Below are 21,856 nucleotides of genomic sequence, written 5' to 3'. Positions count from 1 at the left end.
TGTCGCTCATTTCGAATGCTGAAGCCGCAGCGCGTTGCTTACTACGGATATGGAGCTTAACGCCATGGCAGTCCCGGCCATCCACGGCTCCAGCCAACCAATGACCGCAAGCGGAATGGCGAGCACGTTGTAGATGAGGGCAAACGACAAATTTTGCTTGATGTTCGCCATCGTCTTCTGGCTGATGCGGATAGCATCCGTCAACCCGGTAAGATGACCACGCACCAGATTGACATCCGCCGCCTCAACGGCTATGTCAGCGCCGGTCCCGATCGCGACGCCGATATCTGCCGCAGCTAATGCGGGAGCATCGTTAACACCATCACCGACCATCGCGACCTTCCTGCCTGCCTGCTGCAGCTTCTGCAGTACTTTGACTTTATCATCCGGCAAGGAACCGGCATGCACGCTGCGGATCCCAACTTCCTGCGCAATCGTCAAGGCCGTTCGTTCCTGATCACCTGTGACCATGACAACGTCGACACCCCACTTGCGCAATGTGTCAATCGCTTGGACTGACGTGACCTTGATGCTGTCACGAGCCGCCAATAAGCCGGCCAGCCTCCCCTGAATGGCCACATACAACACCGTCTTCCCTTGCGACTCGAACTTGACGGCCTCCGCCATATCGTGGACCTTCACGCCGTCTTTGCGCAGCCACTGGGCTGTGCCGATGAGCACGTCCTTCCCCTCGACCGATGCGCGAATGCCGTAGCCGGGAAATGCCTGAAAGCCGGAAGCAGGCGGAACCGCGAGACACTTGGCCTCCGCTTCGGCCACGACTGCACGGGACAGCGGATGCTCCGAGTGGACTTCTGCGGCGGCCGCGTATCGGAGTAGAGTCATCTCGTCGATGCTGCCGACTGCGATATAGTCCGTTAATTTTGGCTTCCCTTCCGTAATCGTTCCCGTCTTGTCCAGCAGTATGGTATCGATTTGCTGGAGCATTTCGAGATGCTTTCCATCCTTGAACAGAATGCCTTTTTTGGCGGCCTTACCCGAACCGACCAGCACAGATGTGGGCGTCGCCAATCCGATTGCGCAAGGACAGGCGATGACAAGCACAGAGATGGCATGTTCCAATGCTTCTCCGAAATCGCCCGGAGCGAACACGAACTCCCACGCCGCAAAAGTAATCGCTGCAAAGCTCATTACGATCGGAACGAATAATTCCGCAATATCATCTGCATGACGCTGAATCGATGGTTTCGTATGCTGAGCCTGCACGACCAACTGGATCATATGGGACAAGGCCGAATGACTGCCTATTTTCTCAGCCTTCACATGCAAAGTCCCGTTCAGGTTGACCGTTCCGCCGATAACGGTATCCCCGCTATGCTTATCCACCGGCTGTGATTCTCCGGTTAGTAAGGATTCATCAATCGCTGACCATCCGGTGATGACGGTTCCATCTGCGGGAATTTTTGCTCCGGGCTTAATGACAATTGTATCGCCGGGAAGAACTTCCGCCAGCGGAACACGTACAACAGTGCGCCCCCGCAGCACGTCGGCTTCCTCAGCCTGCAGTGCATGAAGCTGCTCCAGCGCATGCAGCGTCCGTTTTTTCGCCATCGCTTCCAGCCATTTACCAAGCAGGACGATGGTGATAATCATGGCGCTCGTCTCGAAATATAACGGCGGATGCTGTCCAATCGCAGTTGCATTGGGATGAAATACAACATAATGACTGTATAAATAAGCCGCCGATGTGCCGAGGACAACAAGAACGTCCATATTGGCGCTCTTATGCCGAAGCGCACGGTAGGCACTCGTATAAAAAGGTCCGCCAATGACAAACTGCACGAACGTCGCCATTGCAAATTGAAACCAAGGATTCAGGAACAGTACGGGAATCCAAATGCCGGAAGTAAAGTGAAAATGGTTCACCATCGTCCATAGAAGTGGAATGGTAAAGCATGCGGACAGGAGGAATCGGTTACGCAGCCGATTGCACTCCGCACTGGTCGAGGCTGACTTGGCGAACAGATTCGTTTCGACGCGGGCGTCGAATCCGAGACGCTTGATGTTGTCTGTAATCTGCTCTACCGGAGTTGTCGTATGATTGAACGTCACATCCCCTTTTCCCAGAGCAAAGTTGACGTTGATTTCATGGACTCCTTCCATTTTGCTGACGACTTTCTCGATTCGTGCCGCACATGCGGCGCATGTCATGCCTGAGATCGACAAAGACTGCCGCTCCATAGTAGGCTGACGGTTGCTCATCTTTCATCTCCCCTTACACAGTTGTTCAAAACGTCCCATTAGTGACCTTTTTGAACTACGCTTATAGACAAGCCTTTCAGACAGTATATGAAGAGGTTGAGATTTTAGGATAGCCCGATAGGGCTATGTCTTGCCCTTCGATACGCACAGGCTTGTCATGATGCCGCCGCTGGAAATCGCAATGAGAGAGAGCAGCAGTGTCTCCGTCGAAATAAGCAAGCCGCCAATACCGATCACGATCGCATCCATAATGAAAATAATGAAGCCCGCATTGATATTAAGCACATTGGAGATGTGCTTCGCCAACAGATCAGTTCCTCCCGTGCTTGTTTCGAATCGCAGCATGATGCCTATACCCGTTCCAATGATGAGGCCTCCGATCGTGGAGCTCATCGGTGGAGATAAGTTCACATAATAGAGAAAATGATATTGCAGTGGTTCGAACAAATCGATAATGAAGGATGATATGAACATTCCGTGCAGACTGTTGTAAAACAATTCGCGTCGGTATACCCATGCCACAGCGAAGATCGGAATGCTGCATCCGATAATGACCAGCCCCACCTTCGTTCCAAACAAATAATTCAGTATGAGCGAGATGCCAACGATTCCTCCGTCGAGCACTTTGAAGGGGACAAGAAAAAATTGAATTCCTGCAGCGATTAACAAACTCCCAAGTAATATTGCAATTGCTTTGTGGACATACCGCACCTTGATCAACTCCGCTATAGGCATGTCTTATATATATGCGCGCGCGGATAAAAATTGCCGCAATCCTATGGACTGGCTGTCCCATACACAACAACAGGCGATGGGAATCTGTCTCCCATCGCCTGTTCTGTTTTAATGTGGTCGAACGGTCATCATCGTTCCACTAAGCTGCTTAAAGGGACCTCCCGTTCTTGCTCCGGTTGGTCAAGCGGAAAGATGCGGGCCGTCTCATTCTGTTCGTTCACGTGTTGAATATAAATCGGCGTTCCCTCATAGGTGACCTCCACCACGTCCGGTGAAGCCGCAATCTCCATAGCTCGCTGCTTATTCATACTCGATACCTCCCTATTGGCTGTACGTTAGTAATGTTGTCGCAAGGAGGTCCTTTTATTCCTATCTCCAGCCGTGATGACCTCATTCCCGTCTTCTTCGCGCAGCGATCGGCCAGCACTTGCACCAGACCTAGCGGACCGCCTGTCGACGCAGCAATAGCGGAATGAAACAGAGCGGATAGAGAAGCAGATACACATTCGGTATCCACCAAGCCAGATCGAATTCGAGGCGAATCGCCCAGTAGGAGATCGCCTGCAGTCCTGAGCAGAACGTAAGTACGAGCGAAATGAGCGCCCACATGCGCCAAGCTTCCCGTCCGCGCTTCTGCAGCAACATACTGTATAGACCGGTAAATGAGATCAATAAATCTAGGGGCATGAAAGACCAGTTCCATGCGACCAATATGGGGTTGCTGTAATCGCTGTATAGATATTGAGGCGGAATCAGCTCTAACGCCGTCACCGCCCAATACAAGATGAATCCGACATCTGTTATCCAGAAAAACACTCTCATCCATCGCATCGCTTATTCCCTCCTCTCGACGATTTTGACGTCGCTAGTTAGAGTGGAAGCGGTTGAGTCCGCAGCAATCGGGATCGACCGTTCCTCCTTTTCCGAGCTCTGAACGGCTCGAACATCATTCACTTCACTGGCATGCGCTCCTCCGCCAATGTTCAGGCCGATTACACCGAGAATGATTAAGATGATGGATGCAATCTTCAGAAAAGTCAGTTCCTCTTGAAAATACATGTAGCCGATAACGGCGATGGCCGCCGTTCCAACGCCAGACCAGATGGCATAGGCGACACTGACGTTAATTTGCTTGAGCGAGAAATTCAAGCTAGTGAAGGCCAATAAATAAAAAACGATCATAAGTGCCGACGGCAGCAGCCGCGTAAAGCCTTGCGACAGCTTCATCGATACCGTGCCGGCAATTTCCAGTACGATAGCGCCAAGCAAAAAGAGCCAATGCATCGTTGTCACTTCCTTTTATGAGGTTGTTACTCGCTCTTTATCCTTCCCTTGCATCATTCACATTCTCTTGAGCTGCAGACAAACCGAAGGTCAGCATCTCCGCCATCGTTTCGACAGCCTGCCGCAATGTGCAGGACGAGCGCAATAAGAAGTCCGGATCGAATATTGCTGCTGACGCACCTATCATCATTTGCAGCACGCTCGGGACATGCACGGGACGGATATCACCGGCTGCTATCCCTTCTTCGAGAATGTTTTTCACCGTTCCCCATCCGTACTCTTCTTGCAAATAATTATTGATTTTACTCCATTCATTCGGGGAAAAACGCTTCATCTCCGCCAGCAGCCGTCTGTCGCTCAGCTTCAGACCGCTTGGAACAATGGAAAGCACCTGCTTCAATTTCTCGACACAGCTTAAGCTGTCGTCCTCATATATTCCTTTTTCGATTTGAATGACCTCTGCGATGGATTCGTCGACGATCGCCCCGATCAGCTCCTCTTTAGACGCGAAGTGCTCATAGATAGTCCGTTTACTCGTGCCTAACTCACTCGCAAGATCACTCATCGTGAACTTGAGACCATGCGATGTCATCAATTCCAAGGCGACTTGCATGAGACGGTCTTTCATGTGTGTCTCCCTCCTCGCTGTAACACGGGTACTAATATATTTTTTTTAGTACCATCACATCAGTATATTTTATCCCGTAAATCCCTGTCAAGCGCCGCTTGCTATCTTATATCCGAAAATGATATAACATATTCACCCAGATTCAATAACTGGTCATACTAGTTCAAGCAGCTTCTAGAATAAGGCAGGTATCTTATGCAGCTCAACATATTGACGTTCAATATACATCATGGCAGAGGGACAGACGGCAAGTTAGACCTGGGCCGGATCGCACATATCATTGAAGCAAGCGGTGCAGATGTCATCGGATTAAATGAACTGGATCGGAGCTTTTTAAGAAGGAGCGCTTTCGTCGATCAACTGAAATGGTTAGCTGAACGCTTGAACATGCATGCGGCTTTTGGAGCGACGGTGACTCTGCCTTCATTGAAAAGAACACCAAGACAGTACGGAAACGGCCTTCTCTCCCGTTTCCCAATCATCAGCCACTCCAATCACCCCTTGAGTGTGCTTCCAATTAAGAGCGAAGGACGCGCCATGCTGGAAGCATGTCTGCTGGCACACGGGCAACCGTTTAAATTGTTCGTGACCCACTTAAGCATTAATCCAGTGTTGAAAGCAATACAAGCGAATAGGATTCGCAAAAAGCTTATCAATGAATCAATGCCACACCTTGTGATGGGTGATTTTAATTTAAGACCGGGGACAGCAACCTGGCTGAAAATGAATGACTGTGTGCGCGACGTGTGTCATGCTGCTCACTCATCTCCCGTACACACTTTTCCCTCGTATCGTCCTTTGTTTCAGTTAGATTACATCTTCGCCAGCTCACACTTCCAGATCGATTCGGTCGAAGCGCTTCGTCTCCTGCCCTCTGCTTCAGATCATCTGCCATTGAAGGTGTCGCTCACTCTGGCTAACAATCCGATTTCAGGGCAGCATTGAACCTGACTAGATCGACGAAGCCGGCACTCTGCACAGAGATGCCGGCTTCGATCAATAGACCTCGATTCAATTCAATTGAGCTTGCCTAGAACAAGCTTTCCAATTCATCCACCAGAGAACCTACATAAGCGACAGCCTGTTGGATCGGTTGGCGCTCGGACATATCAACACCAGCCAGCTTCATCAGCTCCAACGGACTGAGCGTTCCTCCGGCTTTGAGCGCTTGCAGCCAGCGATCTACAGCAGGCTGGCCTTCCTCCTGAATCAATCGGGCCGCTGCCGTAGATGCTGTCAGACCGGCGGCATATGTGTATGGATAGAGCTGCATGTAGTAGTGCGGCTGGCGCATCCAAGTCAGTCTTGCGCCTTCATCCAGCTCCACTTCATTGCCCCAGAAGGATGACAACACCTCGCCCTTTTTCTCTGACAATGTCTTTGCAGTAATAGGCTCATTGGCCATCGCCGAATGATAGACGCGTCTTTGCATTTCACCTTCGAGAAGGTGGGTGACGAAGTTGTGGTAATACGTATTCAAGAGCTGCATAATGACCCACCGACGCATGCGGTTGTCTGTCGATTGGCTCATCATATGCTGAGCCAGCAGCATCTCATTCATCGTTGATGGCGCTTCGATGAAGTACAGGGACGGGCGCGTGTTGACCAGTCTTTGATATCGTCCTGCCAGCATAAAATGCCCAGCATGACCAACTTCATGAGCAAGCGTAAACATGCCTCTCATATTGTTCGCCCAAGACACGAGAATGTATGAGTGCGCTCCGTAAATAGACGAACAGAATGCGCCTGTCGATTTGCCGACATTATCCGCGTAGTCGACCCATCTCTCGGAGAATGCGGTCTTCACAATCTCTCCATACTCAGGGCCCATAATTTGCAGCGCGTCCTGAACTAAGCGGCTTGCTTCTTCATAGGTGATCTCTGGATTGAACTCCGGATCCAACGGCGCCTTCAAATCACAATACAACATCTTGTCTAAGCCGAGGACACGCTTCTTCAGCCTGGCTAATCGGCGCATATGGGGAGCCAGCTCTGCTTGGATGACATCGAGAATATTATTATACATGTCCATCGTTACTTCTTGCGGCTGAAGCAGCATATGGGTAACAGATTCGTAGTTCCGCTGACGGGACAGCACGATTTGTTTCTTTACTTCCGTCGCATACGTCTCGGCAAACGTATTCTGATAGGTTGATAACGTTTTTGAGAACGATTGAGACGCTGCCCGCCGCAGCACAATATCCGGAGACTGCTCATACTTGTTCTCATATAGAGCAAAGGATACAGGCAATGTGTTCCCGTTCTTGTCTTGCACCTGTTCAAATGTCATATCCGACAGCTTGCTCCGCAGGTAGATTCGATAAGGCGCACCAAGGACCTCCCCCAGCGACGCCAGAACCGCTTCCGTCTCCGCGGATAGCTGATGCGGCTTCGTCTCCAGCAGCAACATCAGACTTCTCCGATATACTTGCAGCTCGGGCTCTTCCTCGAAGTAGCGCTGAAGTGTACCATTCGGCAGCGCCAAAATCTCCGATTTGACAAACGATAGCGCGGAGGACACCTCAGACATAATGTTCCCGGCCCGGCCCGAATTGGCTTGGTGATCCGAGTTCGTGCTGTCTTCGGATAGACACAACCGCGCGTATGCGGATACCTTGCCAATCCGTTCTTGAAGTGCTTCCTGCGCATTGAGGCAAGACAACAAGGTTGCGGCGCTCTCATGTAATTGACCCTTATATTGCGTCACCGTACCCACATCTGCATGAATGGATTGAAGCTCAGCTTCCCACGCCTGTACGGTCGTAAACAAATCTTCCAGCTTCCACGTTGCCTCCTGTGGGACTTCGGCACGTGTCAGTCTCTTTTCCATCTTTATTTACCCCTCTCACCATTGGAATGAACAGTTCGAATTATGTTCTATTATAAAATAGTACCATATACTAACAATCTAGTAAAAAGACTTCTCCTGATCGCCAATCTTTCGCAACTTATGTACGATGGTGACCAATCGGAAACCGCCGAGTAAATTGGGCGGCTTCCGTTCATGGACAGTGAAGAGATACGGGCCAAGCCAGCAGTCCTTTCCCGAGTCTCTGAGCTATTGCTACTTGTTGGCGAGTGTTCAACCCCTTTTTGCATGTTTGCGAGATAATGTCGCGCGCGAACGAGCTGTCTGTGTTTTTCGGGTTGTTTTCTGCAAACGTTTACCGCGTGAATTGGATACGGCCACTTGCGGCGCGCCCAATAAACCGAACGTTCGCATCATCGAATTGAGCTGCTGATACATGCCGTACAATTTTTGAACGTGACCGACCGTCGTCATGATGCCATCAATGCCCCCGAATCGCTCCAACAACGAGAACTTGGCAGTAAACGGCCCGCTACCGGTCGCTTCAGTCAATGATGACTCGGGTCCAGACAATCCTGGAACATTTTGATTGAGCAGCGGCAGCGCTTGCTTCACGCGTACAGTTTTTCTTTTGTTCATCATGAAAGCCTCCATTTTATTTTTTATTAATATGGTTTGCATTTGATGCGAGACGAAGACCGTCCATTATGAACAGCTTATGTCCGCAAGCCTTCCATGGATTAGGTAAACATACTTGCTATGAATAATTTTGCAGCAAAAAAATCAACAGCGGATGATGCGCTGCCGCACAAATTCGCTGTTGATGACAAACATATATGAAAGCATAACCAGAAATTAGTTCCGTCCTTCCGGCTGGTGCTCCGGTTGATCCATCACGATTATTCATTGTCATTGAAGAAGACCACGCTTATCATACCGGCTTTCAAAATCACTTGAAAGATATGCATCTTCTCATTGGCAGGCTTGTATATGATGAGCGCTTCGGTCACCGATAGGTCGCCTTCCTTCCGGGTCGTACGCTCAACCTCCTGCTTGTTGCGCCTTCAATGCCAAATGATGCCTCGAACCCCTTCAACAACTCATTAGAATTGTTTCTCCAATCGTATTCCAATCAGGTGCAATTCGCAAGAACACGAACCGTGGCTTGATTGGCAGTTAGTTCAATGGCATACTGTACTGTATAATGCAGCAGAACGCAGGAGGAATCGATTCATGAGGAGCAGAAAAGTACTAAGTTTGTCCATTCTATTGATTGCAGCGATGATCATGATCGCAGGATGCGGCGCCAAATCAAACGCGGACAATGCCCAATCCGCCACAGACACATCGAACGTGTCTGACACTGAGAAGAAGGAGCCGGCTTCGAACGGAAAGAATCCCCTTGTCACAATCGAAATGGAAGACGGTAAAAAAATTGAATTGGAGCTTTACCCCGATACTGCTCCGAATACGGTAAACAATTTTATTTCATTAGTGAAAAAAGGGTTCTACGATGGACTGATCTTTCATCGCGTCATCCCAGGATTCATGGTTCAGGGCGGCGATCCGGAAGGTTCAGGCATCGGTGGTCCCGGCTACAGCATTAAAGGGGAATTTGCCGACAACAATTTTCAAAATGATTTGAAGCATAGCGAAGGCGTCATCTCCATGGCAAGGTCCGCTTCTCCGGATTCGGCCGGCTCCCAGTTCTTCATTATGGTTGCCGAAGCCTCTCATCTGGACGGACAATATGCTGCCTTCGGCAAAGTGACTAAAGGAATGGAGATGGTCCAAGAGATCGTCAGCACACCTAGAGATGCGCAGGATAAGCCTAATACTCCGCAAAAGATGAAGAAAGTGACGGTCGATACTTTCGGCGTGGAGTACAAAGAGCCTGAAACCATCAAGCAATAGCGCTGCCAAATTAATAAGGAGGGATCGTATGTATCAAACGATAAACGGTTTTCTGCAAACGTGGGAATTCGAGGCAGGTGCAACTCAGCGCATACTCGATGCGCTCACCGATGAATCGCTGAAGCAAGACGTGACGCCGCAAGATCGAACGCTTGGAACGATCGCATGGCATATCGTGACTTCAATACAGGTCATCATGGGGGGAGCCGGTTTGCAGATCGAAGCGCCTGGCGGCGATGCTCCAGAACCGTCAGAGGCTCAGAAAATTGCCGAGAGCTATCGCCGCACGACTGATGCATTGATGCAAGCGTTGAAGTCGCAGTGGACGGACGACACGCTGCAGGTGAAGAGCGACATGTTCGGACAACAAATGCCGAACAACGTGATTCTGATGCTGCTCATCAATCATCAGAACCATCACCGCGGTCAGCTGACAATATTGATGCGACAGGCTGGTCTCGCCGTGCCTGGTGTATACGGACCTTCTCGAGAAGAATGGGCTGCAATGGGTATGGAGCCTCTGAAGTAATTTCGTAGTTCCTCCCAAGTACCCGTTCGAAAAATAAGACAGGCTGCCATGTGGCAGCCTGTCTTTTGTCTTTGTTCTGTTGTTATCGTATCCGGTACGTATAAAAAACGGTTGAACCATTGCAGCACCCGCTCGATAATCTGCAACGATGTCCTCACTCTATGAGTATTGGGAATGATCCAACTTTTCTGTTCCTTGAAAGTGAAGCCATCCTGAGCATGACACGTGTGTTGATTCTCCGCTTGCATTGCTTGTCCAAGTGTATTCTTTGCCGATTACATGGATGACATGACTCAACGGGAAGCATGTGAGCATAGTTCATTTACATGCCCTTAGCGGCACTCTCCCCTTCTCTCAGAGAGACATCATTTTACCTGACATTGTCCCGTTCGCGCTACGGCAATTGCGGCTCTATCTGAGTATTAGGGAGAATGGATCAAGGCACCGTATGATGAGGTACAACAGCTCAGCTTCATAACCTTATAATAGTGTTCCATAGTAGTAACAAGGCTCCTTGAGTCGAGTCTGAGCAACCCCTAGGGCCATCACACTCAAGACTCAAGAGAGCCGCCAGCCACGTTCAATCTAACCACGCAGCTCGAGCCTGCGCGCGAACATGGATAATGCATAGTTGACGATAAAATAGAGCAGAGCCGCGAAGAGGTAAGTCGGAATGATGTAGTTGACGCTTTGTCCGTTGACGATCTGCACGTTGTGCATCAGCTCCGGGAGCGCAATGATGACGGTGAGCGACGTATCCTTGAGCAGCGCGATGAATTGGCTTACCATCGGAGGGATCATGCGCCTTAACGCTTGCGGCATGGTGACGAATCTTAACGTTTGGATGAAGGACAGCCCGCTGGAACGGGCAGCTTCGATTTGGCCTTTGTCTATGGACATAAGACCAGCACGAATAATTTCTGACACCATAGCAGCCTCGAAGATGGTGAGCGCCACAATTGCCGCCGCGAACACGCTCATCTTCAGCCCGACCTGCGGCAGGGCGAAGAAGACGAAGAAGATAATGAGAAGCAGCGGCAAGTTCCGAATTATCTCGACGAGGACGGCCGTGCACTGTGATAAGACAGGAATACGGGCATAGCGGACGACGGCGAGCAGACAGGCAACGAGAAAGCTCAAAATAATCGCGATGCAGGCCACACCAATCGTGACGAGAAACCCTTCCAGCATATAGAGCACATTATCGGATGAATAAGCTCCGATGAAGTCCAACGATTCCCCCCCTCTTCTATCCGCTTCGGGCCATTCGTCGTTCCAAGGCATTCACTGCGAAGCTCATTGGTATCGTTAGGATGAGATAGAACATGCCGACAAATATATAAACGCTGAATGTCTTGAACGTATCTAAATTGATGAGGTCGCCGTAGTACATCAGATCGAGTCCTGCAATGACACCGAGGACAGATGAATTTTTGATGAGATTCAGGAACTGATTGCCGAGCGGCGGAATGACAATTCGCATCGCTTGTGGAAGGATAATGTGCCGCATCGTCTGGACGTACGTCAATCCCGCTGAACGTGCAGCTTCCGTCTGCCCTTGAGGAACAGACAGAATACCGGCCCGTATCGCTTCTGCGATGAATGCCGAAGTATACACGGTGAGTCCGAGTGTTCCCGCCACAAAGCCGTTCAGATTGAGGTGAAGAGCAGGCAAGCCATTGTAGAACAGGAAGACGATTAAGATGAGCGGGATGTTGCGCACGAACTCCACGTAAGCCGCACCGATGATGTTCAGCAGCCGATTGGGAGCTATGCGCAATACCGCGAACAGCGTCCCGATGACAAAGCTGCCGATAAGGGCGAGAACGCTAATCGCCAATGTGTTGCCGAATCCCGTCATGTAGCGGTCCCAATTTCCGATTAGTACGGAAACATCCAGCATGCCTTTCCCCCTCCCCGGTGCAGTTAGACGTTCGTAATGTATCCGGTACTGGCGCCAGACGACAGCTATTTAGAAGGCTTCTCGCCCATCCATTGTTCGTACAGCTTGTCGTATTCACCGTTTTCTTTCATTTCCTTCAACAAATTATTAATGAAGGAGGCAAATTCCGTATCTCCCTTACGGACCGCAATCCCGTACGGTTCGTCGGTAAAATTGCCCCCGACCATCTCGAAATTCGGGTCCTGCTTCATCATGCCAAACAAGATTGAATTGTCCGTCGTCAATACTTCTCCTTTGCCCGATTTCAAAGCGGTGAACGCATCCTGATAGTTCTCGAACTCAAGCACTTCCGCGTCAGGCGCCTTCTCGCGGACGTTCTTCGTCGAGGTCGACCCTTTGACGGCCACCACCTTAACGCCTTTCTTCACGTCGTCAATCGATCGAATCGGACTTCCCTTCTTCACCAGCAACGATTGTCCGGCATTGAAATAGACCTCCGTAAAATCAACCTGCTGCTTTCGCTCCTCCGTGACGGTCATTGTGGCGATTATCGCGTCGATGTCGCCGTTCTGCAGCATCGGAATGCGAGTCTTCGAAGTCACTTCCTTCAGCTCCAGCTTGCTCTCGTCCCCGAGCAGCTTCGTGGCTATTGCCTTGGCGATATCGATGTCGAATCCTTTCACTTCGCCGCTCGCTGGGTCCTTCAAGCCGAACAGATTCGTATCGAACTTGACGCCGATGACCAGCTTGCCGCGCTCTTTGGCTGTTTCGACGGTCGAAGCGGCTTTCCCCGTACCGGATTGGTTCTCGTTTCCGGCTTCCCTCCCTCCGCATCCTGCTACCGCGAAAGCCGCCAACATCAGAATCATTCCGCTAAGAAACCATTTGTTTCGGTACATCTTTCTCATTCTCATCCTCCAGATCTCAGTGATTTAATAACCGGCTTAAAAAGATTCGAGCCCGTTCCTCCTTCGGCTTGTTGAAAAACTCCGCAGGCGCCGCTTCCTCCACAATCTGTCCTTCATCCATAAAGACGATGCGGTCGGCAACCTCACGCGCAAAGCCCATCTCATGCGTAACGACGACCATTGTCATTCCTTCGCGAGCAAGCGATTTCATTACATCGAGCACTTCACCTATCATTTCCGGGTCTAGCGCAGACGTAGGCTCATCGAATAGCGATTCATCGCAAGGCCGCGGGCGATGGCCACACGCTGCTGCTGTCCCCCTGACAACTGCGATGGATACGAGTCAGCTTTCTCAGGAATGCCGACCTTCCGCAAATAGTACATGGCTCTTTCTTTCGCTTCCTGCTCCGGCAGGCCGAGTACTTTCATCGGGGCAAGCATAATATTGTCGATTACTTTTTTGTGGGGGTACAAATGAAAATGCTGAAAGACCATGCCGATCTGTCTGCGCAGTGCATTGATTTGCAGCTTCTTATCATGGACGTTCTGTCCGTTCACCGTCAATGTGCCCGAAGAGATCTCCTCTAAGCGGTTGATGCAGCGCAGCAATGTGCTTTTGCCGGAACCGGACGGACCAATGACGACGACAACTTCCCCTTGCCCGATGTGAAGATCGATGTCCTTCAGTACCTGAAAAGATCCGAAATACTTGTTCACCCCGGCACACACAATCATGTGAGTCACCTCCCTTCTTCCGGTAATGGGTGGATAAGAAGCCTCTATTATACATATGGACCAGTCTTAGGTTTATTAATAAAAAATGCGAATACATCCGATTGACAAAGTCCCGGGTGCAACCCATCATTTACCAATAATGATTATGTTTGTATGAAATCGCATCAGAAAGAAAGCGGGTTGAAAAAATTGGGAGCAGGAACAGACAATCAGAAGCTGGACTTGAGCCGGATTGTATTTATCGGGCGTACATATGAGGAATATATAGGCATGTTCAACTTATCTGTAGAACAAATGGCAGGCAAACGAATTCTGGATTGTGCAGGAGGCGCATGCTCGTTCACCGCGCATGCCAATCGCCGTGGAATTCAAGCATCCGCATGCGACATCGCCTATGAATTCAAAGCAGACGACTTGGAGCGAAAAGGCATAGACGATCTCAACCATACGATGGAGAATATGGGACGGGTGGCCGATCAGTATGTATGGAGTTATTTTAGTTCCTTGAAAGCGCTGCAAGAAGAGCGAGCGCGGGCACTGCACGATTGTGTCCAGGATATGCGTGAGCAACCCGGACGATATCAAGCCGCGGCTCTCCCGACTCTCCCTTATGCAGACAAACAATTCGATATGTCACTGAATGCGCATCTCCTCTTCATGTATTCAGATCGGTTGGACTATGAATTCCATCTGACATCCCTTGTGGAATTGATTCGTGTCACGAAGGACGAAATTCGGATTTTCCCATTGACGGATCTGTCTGGCCGGAAATATGAGCATCTTGATCGTTTATTGCATGACGTGCAAGCTTGCATTCATTCCGCGCACATCGAAAAAAGCTCTTACGAGTTCCAACGAGGTGCCAATGAGCTGTTGTCCATCCGCCTGCAGTCATAACACAGCGGCAAAGCGTGCGGATACGATGCACCCCATCGTTCCTTGGCTTGACCGGACGGAATGCCCCTTAATTTAAAAGGCATGCTATTGTCTTCATGACAAAGCATGCCTTTTGCTTTTCGATATCCTTTCAACCTGCCGTGCGGTTTGCCCGCATCTGCTTCTTCTTGAAAAAATGAATAATCTGCGCAATCGCCCCGTCGCCGGTCACGTTCGTTGCGGTGCCGAAGCTGTCCTGGGCGATATACAAAGCGATCGTCAAGCTTATCATCGCTTCGTCGAAGCCGAGCATCGATTGGAACAAACCCAAGGCTGCCATCACTCCACCTCCAGGAACACTCGGGGCGGCAATCATCGTAATGCCCAGCATAAGTATGAATGGCAGCATCGTTGCAAGCGATAGCGGTTGACCGTGAATAAATAGAATTGCGGACGTCACTGATGTTATTGTAATCGTCGAACCTGTAATATGAATGGTGGCGCATAACGGCACGACGAAGTTAGCGACTTCCTCGTCCGTACCCAACTTCTTCGTCTGCTTCAAGGTTACCGGAATCGTCGCGGCGGATGATTGCGTGCCGAGAGCTGTGAAGTAAGCGGGAATCATCGTCTTCAGCATCGTAAACGGATTGCGCTTGTTCAAGGTGCCGGCAATGCCGTATTGGCACAGCAAAATGATCATATGCAGCAGCAAAATCATCACGAATACTTTCAAGAACACTTGCAAGATGAGCGCCACTTGCCCTGCTTGAGTCATGTTCATGAAGATTCCGGCGATATGAATCGGCAGAAGCGGGATGATCATGCTCGATATCACTTTGCCGACGATGTCCTTGAACTCACGCGTGAGCCCCAGAAGTGACTTCGCTTCAGTTGCGGTAATACCGATTCCGATGACGAAAGACAGCAGCAGTGCCGTCATGACGCCGAACACGGGCGGCATGTCGATGTTGAAAAAGCCTTGAAGCAGCATCTCTTCCGGATTGCCTGTCTGCACGGCCGAAGCGCCGGACAAAAGGGACGGAAAGGCAAATGCGGCCGCCGCATACGCAAGCATGCCGGACAGAACTGTCGACACATACACGATTGCGGCGGTCAGCCCTAACAACTTCCCTGCCCCGCGTCCTAGTTCCCCGATTCCCGGAATGATGAAGCCTAGAATGATTAATGGAATCATGAAGCTAAGAAATTGATTAAATATACTATTAAAGGTAGCAAATATCCGCACCACCCAGTCCGGCGCCACGAGACCAACCCCGATCCCGAACACCATGGCGATGATGATCCGTGGAAATAGCCCCAATCGTTTCATGCAATAAATCCCCCTCCAGTCAAAGCGAACAAAACAGACTTTTTGTCCTCACTGAGGAAACACAAGTGTTCTTTGTGAAGACAATTTCATATGATAGCACAATTCCGAGCGGAACCCTACTGCCAAATTCAGGAGTCATTTGCTTTGCTGGGTTAGACTCCTTGCACTATGGAGATATAGCCGCTACAAGCTGTCCTTCTCCACGAACGGCTTAATCTTTGGAAATACACGCAACGCCGTATTATAGAACACATCTTCGTGATACGCCTCAGGAATGAGCTCTTTCACAAATTGAATGTACGGCTCCACAGGAGCGAGCGGCCAATCGGTTCCAAACAGCAGCTTGTCGTAATGATCGCAATACGTAATGGCATGCCGCAAATGGGCGAAGAAAAGTGGCGAATCTTTCAGACGCGCACATTGTGCGCCATCCCCAACCATGAGGCCGGATAGATCGGCGAATACGTTCCGGTTCTTATATACCACCTCAGCTCCGTCCAGCACCCACGGATCACCGAAATGCGCCATCATGAAATTGACACTTCGGTGCGTAACCGCGACTTCGTCAATTGTCAGCGGATGCGAATATTTGAGCAGGCCTCGTTCCGAATAGGTATCTCCGGTATGAAATACGACCGGCACCTTGTAGGACGCCGCCAGCTCATAGATCGGATCGTAGACGCGATCGTAGGCGTAGAACGGATAATAACCAAGGTAGATTTTCAGACCGACCGCTTCTGGTTTCTGCAATTCCTGTTCCAACTCTGCCAGTGCCTGCCCATCCAGCTTGTGCGGGTTGATGCCTAAGCAATACACAATTTGGGAAGGAAGGTGTTCTGCAAGATCCAAGCCCATCGGAGTGACAGCCTCATCATCAGGGAAAGCGCCTTGCTTCGTCTCTGTCAGTCCCATTCCGATACCAAGCACTACGTTGTTATCCGCATATTCGTGCAAGATGCCTTCCGCACTGTAATCGACGAACGATTTTTCCGCTGCGGTTGCCTTGAATTCTGCGATGTGAGACAGATGCATATGGGCATCAATGATTTTCATGAGCAGCAGCCATCCTCTCTATTCCGGAAATCGGATCTGTTTCAACGCAGCCAATGCTGCCGATTCAATCAAGTCATCAGTAAACAGGAACCATATCGGCGCAATATTCTGCACGCTTGTATTTTCCATGTTCAAATTCCGGTATACCGATGTTTCGCAAATATCGTTGTTGAAATAAATATTTGTATGAGCACTTGACGTTGAATTCACAATCTGGAGCATCTCTTTGCGTTGCTCCGTACCAAAGGCGCAATCGTTCGCCTCCCGAATGGACATGTGTCCCTTCCCTAAACGGTACAGTTGCGAAGCGCCTTGAGAAGGGTTGGTGCGAATCCAGCCCTCATCCATTCGTTCGTCGGGTTGAACGAATATCTCAGTCGACCACCCCTTCGATTCGAAGCAGGTGCCGGTTCGCTGATCGATTTCAACCGTATGACACACAACCGGAACGCCCGGAAGCAGCAAATAATACTGGCTGAACTTCAGCCCTTTGAGCTTGTCATGCTTCTGGATGTCAACACTAACCTTCAAGCCCTGCCACACGTTCCCATGTTGATCCCGTCGTTCCGTAAATTCAACCGTGCATGCTTCCTTCAAGACGGATAATGCGCTCAAACCGCCAATCTCACTTGCAGTACCGCCGATGTATGGATTCCACCACGATTTAGGTCCGCGCTCCGGAAATCCGCTCGACAACCATTCTCTTCCTTCGTATTGCATCGAATAGAGTGCAGGATAGAAATCGGGCGCTACCTTCATCCGAATCAGACCGTTGTCAGCCACGTATGTCTGATATCCCTTCTCCGTCTCGTTATAGAGCGAGATATCGGCATCCGTCTGCGTAAATACGACAGCGCTTCCCTTCACGTCATGCGTGCTAAGACGAGCGTGGATCTCGACGACATCGAGCGGCCGCTGTGGTGCCGGAAGCGCAAAGCTTGCTGTTCCCGCTTCCTGTTCGAACTTGAACGATTGGACCACCGCAGAGTCCGCCTCATGGCGCAGCTTGGCCGTAATCGTCCCGTCATAGAAGTCGAATTTGCGCTGCTGTAAATCCACGTTCATGTCTGCGCGAACAAAGGGATTGTGCCAATTGACGACTAGCTCCGTGTGACTCGTCAGATGCAGATCGTCACGCAGCGCGTCCTCCAATGCAAAGGCACGGAACGCTTTCCAATCGGTAACTCCGCCTAAAGTCAAATATATCGGCTCCATCGTCCGCTTCTCATGAGCGTCCAGCAGCCCGATATTGAATTCCAGACTGAATCGCCAGCCGTCCCTGTATAGCTGGCAGGACTTCGGCCAGCATATGCCGCGCGGCAGCGGACCGTTCGGAGAAAATATCCACGGTTCGGTCACTTTCCCGCTCTCCCAATGGTCATATTCGCTGCCAGCTGAATCATTGATTTCAATGAATCGTCCTTCATACGGCAGTATGGCGCCATACAAATAATATGGGATTGGCTGAGACAACCACAGATTGGCCGTCAGCTGCGCCCCAGACACATTCTCTGCTTCATACCAATGCTTGACCGTTCCGTCTCCGTACAGAACCGTATGCGAGATCAGCGCGGTCTGAGGAAACGAAGTCGAGCGGTAACGCACCGACAGACCGATGGCCCCTCGCTCCTCGAACCATTCGACCCGTTCCGGCTTCGCCTTCGACAATTCACTGGAGTACGGCTTGCCCAGCTTCGGATACGGCAGTGTGAGCGAGAACTCTTTCATGCCGGGACAAGAAAGTGATAGTTCATTGCGTTCTTTTCCGAATGTCAACGTAAATTTGCCGTGGAACAGCTGCCACTGCTGCTCATTCTCCCCTGCAAACGCTGCTCCCAATTCACGGAATCCCGCACCTATCAATTTCGAGAACGTAACGACATTTCCACATTCTTGACGTGCCTCGACTTGCAGCGCAGCGGAGTAATAACCTGGCGCAAGCACGCGATAAGGAACGGCTATCGAAGTTCTTTCTTTTGCCTGCAGCTTGACGCTGAAAGTCCGCCGCCCGAAGTCCAGATATGGACTCTCTGGGAGCTCGAGGCAGAACTCCGCCGGCTCGGCGAAGTTGTTCTCGATGTCCAAGCAGAAGCTTCCGCCCCGATTCGGGTATGTATCCCGGTCAGTCATCTTCAAGCTCAGATTGGCGGGAAACTTCGGCACGACGCCGAGCTGGAACAACGCCTCTGCACCGTTAATCCATATTCGCGTACATACCCGCGGACATGTCCGCCATTCACTTTGCTCTTCATTTACAGGACCTACGAAGAAGCTCGCATCGAGAGTTGCTTCTTCTTGCACATTTAGCTGCCGCTTCCATTCGAATGTAATATTGCGATCGTTTTCGCCTTGAAGCTCCAGCTTGAGCGGTTTACCGGACTTGTTCACGATGTGATATCCGATCTTATAAGACTTGCCAAATACAGGCTCTGCTTGCTCCACCGTTGCGCTTACGACATAATCGTCCGTTTCGATCAGACGCATGCCTCTGCCGCGCCGCTCGAATTCCACCCGCAGAGAAGAATCGCCCTTTTCCCAGGTGTAAGCGTAATAGTCGAATCCGTTCTCTTTCCTTCCGTCCGGCTCCACGGCGATTGCCCGCGTCGAGTCCGCATACCAATCGATCTCTGCCCAGTAGTTCGCAAGCGCTTCCGTCTGCAGCACAGCCGGGATGAAGTTCATCAGATGAGTCGTATCCTCCCGATCTTCCCAGAAAAATCCGCATTTCTTGTATAACGGCACGGCTTTCGTGTTGCCTTCCCAGGTGTATAGGTCCAGCCGAGGCCAGCCGAGCCGCACGGTCTCATCCAACGCTTCGCGGACGAGCATTTTGCCTGCTTTCTTGCCGTGATAATCCGGGCGGACGTTGAGCAGTCCTACGTATAGCGCTCCCGTATCTTCCCGGTATTCGAGCAAGCTGCAGTATCCAACCACTATCTCCTGTTCCATGGCCAGATATACTGTCAGCGAATCAGAGTTCTCCTCCTCCATCCGTACTTGCTCCGCCGTACGAATCGAATTTCCTCCACCCCAACTATCCTTGCTCACATTCCACATGTCGGCTACGGCCGCTGCATATTGGGGTTGGTAGCGGACGATCGTAATCGGTTCCATTGTGAACAACCTCCTTCCGATTCGATAATGCCGAATTCCTCTTCTGTCTTCTGGAAAAGGATTGATTTGAAGTATGATGACCATAATATGCCATCTACTATAAATATAACGCCGTTAAGCAACAAAAGTTACATAAAAATGGGGCAATCCGCTCGATGCAGAGGATCTGACAATGGAAACGTTCATAAAGGCATTGTCTCCTAAGCTGAGAACGTGCCAAACAGCCGGTCTATCTTCGACCGGCTGTCCATGACAGGCATTCGCTTTTTCCACTTGCTCACCCTAATATTTGGAGCAAATATTGCTCTATCAATGCAGCAATCCCAGCCACAGCCAACATAAGCAACAGCGGGAACGAAGCCGGCACATAACAGTAAAGTGCTGTAACGAGCATGGCGCACCATATCCCCGTGCACCAATGACAGCTAAGCAGCATCCCCATCCACCGGCGAATGCCGGTGCCTTTGATTTCAATTTCCCGGATAACGGTGCCATTCTCATGAGTCACATACGATACGACAAGAAACGGAGACCGAAGCGCCCACGTTATATCGTCGTAGACGATCAAGTGTGTCAACCGGAACGAAGCGAGTGCCAGAATGAACAGCTGAATCCATGTCAATTCAAACATTTTCACTCCCCCTCATATGCGCAGTTCGTGCGAGTTCAAAAAGGTCACTTTTCAGCACCGAGAAGTACAAGTTTTCGTAAGAAACCTGCATCGGAAGCATACGAACAACAATCAGGCTGGCATGTCCAATCATTCTAGCAATGCATTGCATATGATAGAACTAGGTACGGGAATGGAGGTGACCGCTGATGTGCTTTTGCAACTCGATGAATAAGCTGAATGCGAATGGCACGAGAACTGTGGAAGTAGTGAAAAATGGACAAACACCGCAGCCTTCCCAGCAAATCATGTTGACTGCCCGCAAGGTGGAAGGTGTTGCCTATCCTGCAAACACATGGCGCAACAAGTAACGGATGAGCTGAGTAAGAGATGATAGTACAACGTATGCTGTTCTTCCACAATTGGTGAGCAATCATATATTCATAGGTTGGTAAATAGGATAAATACCGCTGCCTCTTTGCTGCATCAATATCGGTCTCATCGACACAAATCGATGATGCCCATAAAAAAAATCAGACATAGCGTCTGATCAGCTTGTTGAGAAAAGCGGTTTTTAACTTCTCCAACAATCAATTATAGGTTGAAAGAACAGTGTGTCCCTATAAAATGTAAATCGCCCCCTACTTGGCCTTCCTGACCAGGTGGAGGGCGATCTTTTTAATGTTCTGTGCAGTGGCAGTCATCAATGCTTGTTCGAGGACGTTTGCTTTGCCCCGAAAACGGCAGTAGCGAAGCCCGTGGAGCTCTTAGGCATCCGCAAAGCTTCGCTCGATCGTTTAGTATCGCAGTCGGTACAAATACTTGCCAGAGCGGCTGAGTCGATTTCTCCACTTGGTATTTTAGCCGCTCTCCGGATCCGTCGTGCTGACCTTAATTTTCTTTTGTCACCGCCACCTCCTCCCGGACTTTTAGCGGCTTTTTCCAAGAGTTCGCCGATCTTCTTCAATTGCTTGTTCCAACTCGTCGATGCACTCCTGCGGGGAACGTTCGACCACCTGAACATTATGTTTCCGCTATGCTTAGCGATATGGCGAAGTAGATGATCTTCAGGCACCATATGTTCAAGGCAAACCAACTCGTAGTCTAACTGAGGGTTAGGTTGAAGAGAATACAACATGCTAACACCGCTCCTTTCGGTCTATTATTACCGATATTATATTGCATTACCGCGGTGATATATT

The 21,856-nt window shown here is 50.2% G+C and carries 20 protein-coding genes and 2 pseudogenes; 5 read left to right on the top strand and 17 right to left on the bottom strand.

The features are described 5' to 3' along the window. Positions 1-6: 6 nt before the first annotated feature. From LQV63_RS11485 to LQV63_RS11460, 6 genes are all read right to left on the bottom strand, one after another. Positions 7-2,223: a heavy metal translocating P-type ATPase gene (locus tag LQV63_RS11485; RefSeq protein WP_233696816.1), complete on the bottom strand. Its 2,217-nt coding sequence runs from the start codon at positions 2,221-2,223 to the stop codon at positions 7-9. Between the two features lie 123 nt (positions 2,224-2,346). Beyond that, on the bottom strand, positions 2,347-2,934 hold the full coding sequence (locus LQV63_RS11480; RefSeq protein ID WP_019423994.1) for a YitT family protein: 588 nt from the start codon (positions 2,932-2,934) through the stop codon (positions 2,347-2,349). 152 nt (positions 2,935-3,086) lie between these two features. Then, on the bottom strand, positions 3,087-3,266 hold the full coding sequence (locus tag LQV63_RS11475) for a small acid-soluble spore protein H (RefSeq protein WP_019423993.1): 180 nt from the start codon (positions 3,264-3,266) through the stop codon (positions 3,087-3,089). A 130-nt stretch (positions 3,267-3,396) separates the two neighbouring features. Further along, positions 3,397-3,789 (bottom strand): YvaD family protein, encoded by a 393-nt coding sequence (locus tag LQV63_RS11470; RefSeq protein WP_233696815.1) that lies wholly within the window; start codon positions 3,787-3,789, stop codon positions 3,397-3,399. A 3-nt stretch (positions 3,790-3,792) separates the two neighbouring features. Continuing rightward, positions 3,793-4,242, bottom strand: a complete 450-nt coding sequence (locus tag LQV63_RS11465) for a DMT family transporter (RefSeq protein WP_233696814.1) — start codon at positions 4,240-4,242, stop codon at positions 3,793-3,795. Positions 4,243-4,279: 37 nt separating this feature from the next. Beyond that, complete coding sequence (locus tag LQV63_RS11460; RefSeq protein ID WP_019423990.1) at positions 4,280-4,870, bottom strand: TetR/AcrR family transcriptional regulator; 591 nt, start codon at positions 4,868-4,870, stop codon at positions 4,280-4,282. A gap of 195 nt (positions 4,871-5,065) precedes the next feature. On the opposite strand from LQV63_RS11460, the gene LQV63_RS11455 reads away from it, so the two are divergent. Continuing rightward, a complete protein-coding gene (locus LQV63_RS11455) occupies positions 5,066-5,815 on the top strand; it encodes an endonuclease/exonuclease/phosphatase family protein (RefSeq protein WP_233696813.1) in 750 nt (249 codons plus the stop codon). 85 nt (positions 5,816-5,900) lie between these two features. Here the strand turns inward: LQV63_RS11455 and pepF are convergent, their stop codons facing one another. Both pepF and LQV63_RS11445 read right to left on the bottom strand, forming a co-directional pair. Next, the gene (gene pepF / locus LQV63_RS11450) at positions 5,901-7,700 is read right to left on the bottom strand and encodes an oligoendopeptidase F (RefSeq protein ID WP_233696812.1); all 1,800 of its coding nucleotides are present in this window, start codon (positions 7,698-7,700) and stop codon (positions 5,901-5,903) included. A gap of 252 nt (positions 7,701-7,952) precedes the next feature. Beyond that, positions 7,953-8,318 carry a hypothetical protein gene (locus LQV63_RS11445; protein ID WP_233696811.1) on the bottom strand — a complete coding sequence of 122 codons (366 nt, stop codon included), beginning with the start codon at positions 8,316-8,318 and terminating at the stop codon, positions 7,953-7,955. Positions 8,319-8,912: 594 nt separating this feature from the next. On the opposite strand from LQV63_RS11445, the gene LQV63_RS11440 reads away from it, so the two are divergent. After that, positions 8,913-9,593, top strand: a complete 681-nt coding sequence (locus LQV63_RS11440; RefSeq protein ID WP_233696810.1) for a peptidylprolyl isomerase — start codon at positions 8,913-8,915, stop codon at positions 9,591-9,593. A 28-nt stretch (positions 9,594-9,621) separates the two neighbouring features. Next, positions 9,622-10,122 carry a DinB family protein gene (locus tag LQV63_RS11435; RefSeq protein WP_019423984.1) on the top strand — a complete coding sequence of 167 codons (501 nt, stop codon included), beginning with the start codon at positions 9,622-9,624 and terminating at the stop codon, positions 10,120-10,122. A gap of 585 nt (positions 10,123-10,707) precedes the next feature. Here LQV63_RS11435 and LQV63_RS11430 read toward each other — a convergent pair. The 4 genes and pseudogenes from LQV63_RS11430 to LQV63_RS11415 form a co-directional block, all read right to left on the bottom strand. After that, complete coding sequence (locus LQV63_RS11430) at positions 10,708-11,355, bottom strand: amino acid ABC transporter permease (RefSeq protein ID WP_233696809.1); 648 nt, start codon at positions 11,353-11,355, stop codon at positions 10,708-10,710. A 16-nt stretch (positions 11,356-11,371) separates the two neighbouring features. Further along, positions 11,372-12,025 (bottom strand): amino acid ABC transporter permease, encoded by a 654-nt coding sequence (locus tag LQV63_RS11425; protein WP_019423982.1) that lies wholly within the window; start codon positions 12,023-12,025, stop codon positions 11,372-11,374. Between the two features lie 65 nt (positions 12,026-12,090). Continuing rightward, positions 12,091-12,933 (bottom strand): transporter substrate-binding domain-containing protein, encoded by an 843-nt coding sequence (locus tag LQV63_RS11420; RefSeq protein WP_325175872.1) that lies wholly within the window; start codon positions 12,931-12,933, stop codon positions 12,091-12,093. 16 nt (positions 12,934-12,949) lie between these two features. Next, positions 12,950-13,668 (bottom strand): annotated as a pseudogene (locus tag LQV63_RS11415) (amino acid ABC transporter ATP-binding protein). A 153-nt stretch (positions 13,669-13,821) separates the two neighbouring features. Between LQV63_RS11415 and LQV63_RS11410 the strand changes: the two are divergent. Further along, entirely contained in the window at positions 13,822-14,565 is a 744-nt protein-coding gene (locus LQV63_RS11410) for an SAM-dependent methyltransferase (protein WP_233696808.1), read from the top strand. A 130-nt stretch (positions 14,566-14,695) separates the two neighbouring features. Here the strand turns inward: LQV63_RS11410 and LQV63_RS11405 are convergent, their stop codons facing one another. The 4 genes from LQV63_RS11405 to LQV63_RS11390 all read right to left on the bottom strand — a co-directional run bounded on the left by LQV63_RS11405 (position 14,696) and on the right by LQV63_RS11390 (position 20,675). Further along, on the bottom strand, positions 14,696-15,877 hold the full coding sequence (locus LQV63_RS11405) for a dicarboxylate/amino acid:cation symporter (RefSeq protein ID WP_233696807.1): 1,182 nt from the start codon (positions 15,875-15,877) through the stop codon (positions 14,696-14,698). A 183-nt stretch (positions 15,878-16,060) separates the two neighbouring features. Then, positions 16,061-16,930: an amidohydrolase family protein gene (locus LQV63_RS11400; protein ID WP_019423977.1), complete on the bottom strand. Its 870-nt coding sequence runs from the start codon at positions 16,928-16,930 to the stop codon at positions 16,061-16,063. 18 nt (positions 16,931-16,948) lie between these two features. Continuing rightward, positions 16,949-20,044: a GNAT family N-acetyltransferase gene (locus LQV63_RS11395; RefSeq protein ID WP_233696806.1), complete on the bottom strand. Its 3,096-nt coding sequence runs from the start codon at positions 20,042-20,044 to the stop codon at positions 16,949-16,951. Positions 20,045-20,321: 277 nt separating this feature from the next. Beyond that, positions 20,322-20,675, bottom strand: a complete 354-nt coding sequence (locus LQV63_RS11390) for a DUF1360 domain-containing protein (RefSeq protein ID WP_233696805.1) — start codon at positions 20,673-20,675, stop codon at positions 20,322-20,324. Between the two features lie 188 nt (positions 20,676-20,863). On the opposite strand from LQV63_RS11390, the gene LQV63_RS11385 reads away from it, so the two are divergent. Continuing rightward, positions 20,864-21,025 (top strand): hypothetical protein, encoded by a 162-nt coding sequence (locus tag LQV63_RS11385; protein ID WP_233696804.1) that lies wholly within the window; start codon positions 20,864-20,866, stop codon positions 21,023-21,025. A 270-nt stretch (positions 21,026-21,295) separates the two neighbouring features. Here LQV63_RS11385 and LQV63_RS11380 read toward each other — a convergent pair. Beyond that, positions 21,296-21,448: pseudogene (locus LQV63_RS11380) on the bottom strand (transposase); the annotation flags it as partial. Positions 21,449-21,856: the final 408 nt, after the last annotated feature.

Origin of the sequence: Paenibacillus profundus (assembly GCF_021369635.1) — a bacterium.
In the GTDB taxonomy this organism is placed as follows: domain Bacteria; phylum Bacillota; class Bacilli; order Paenibacillales; family Paenibacillaceae; genus Paenibacillus_B; species Paenibacillus_B profundus.
The sequence above is the reverse complement of the archived record's forward strand: the minus strand, read 5'-3'. Positions and strand labels throughout refer to the sequence as shown.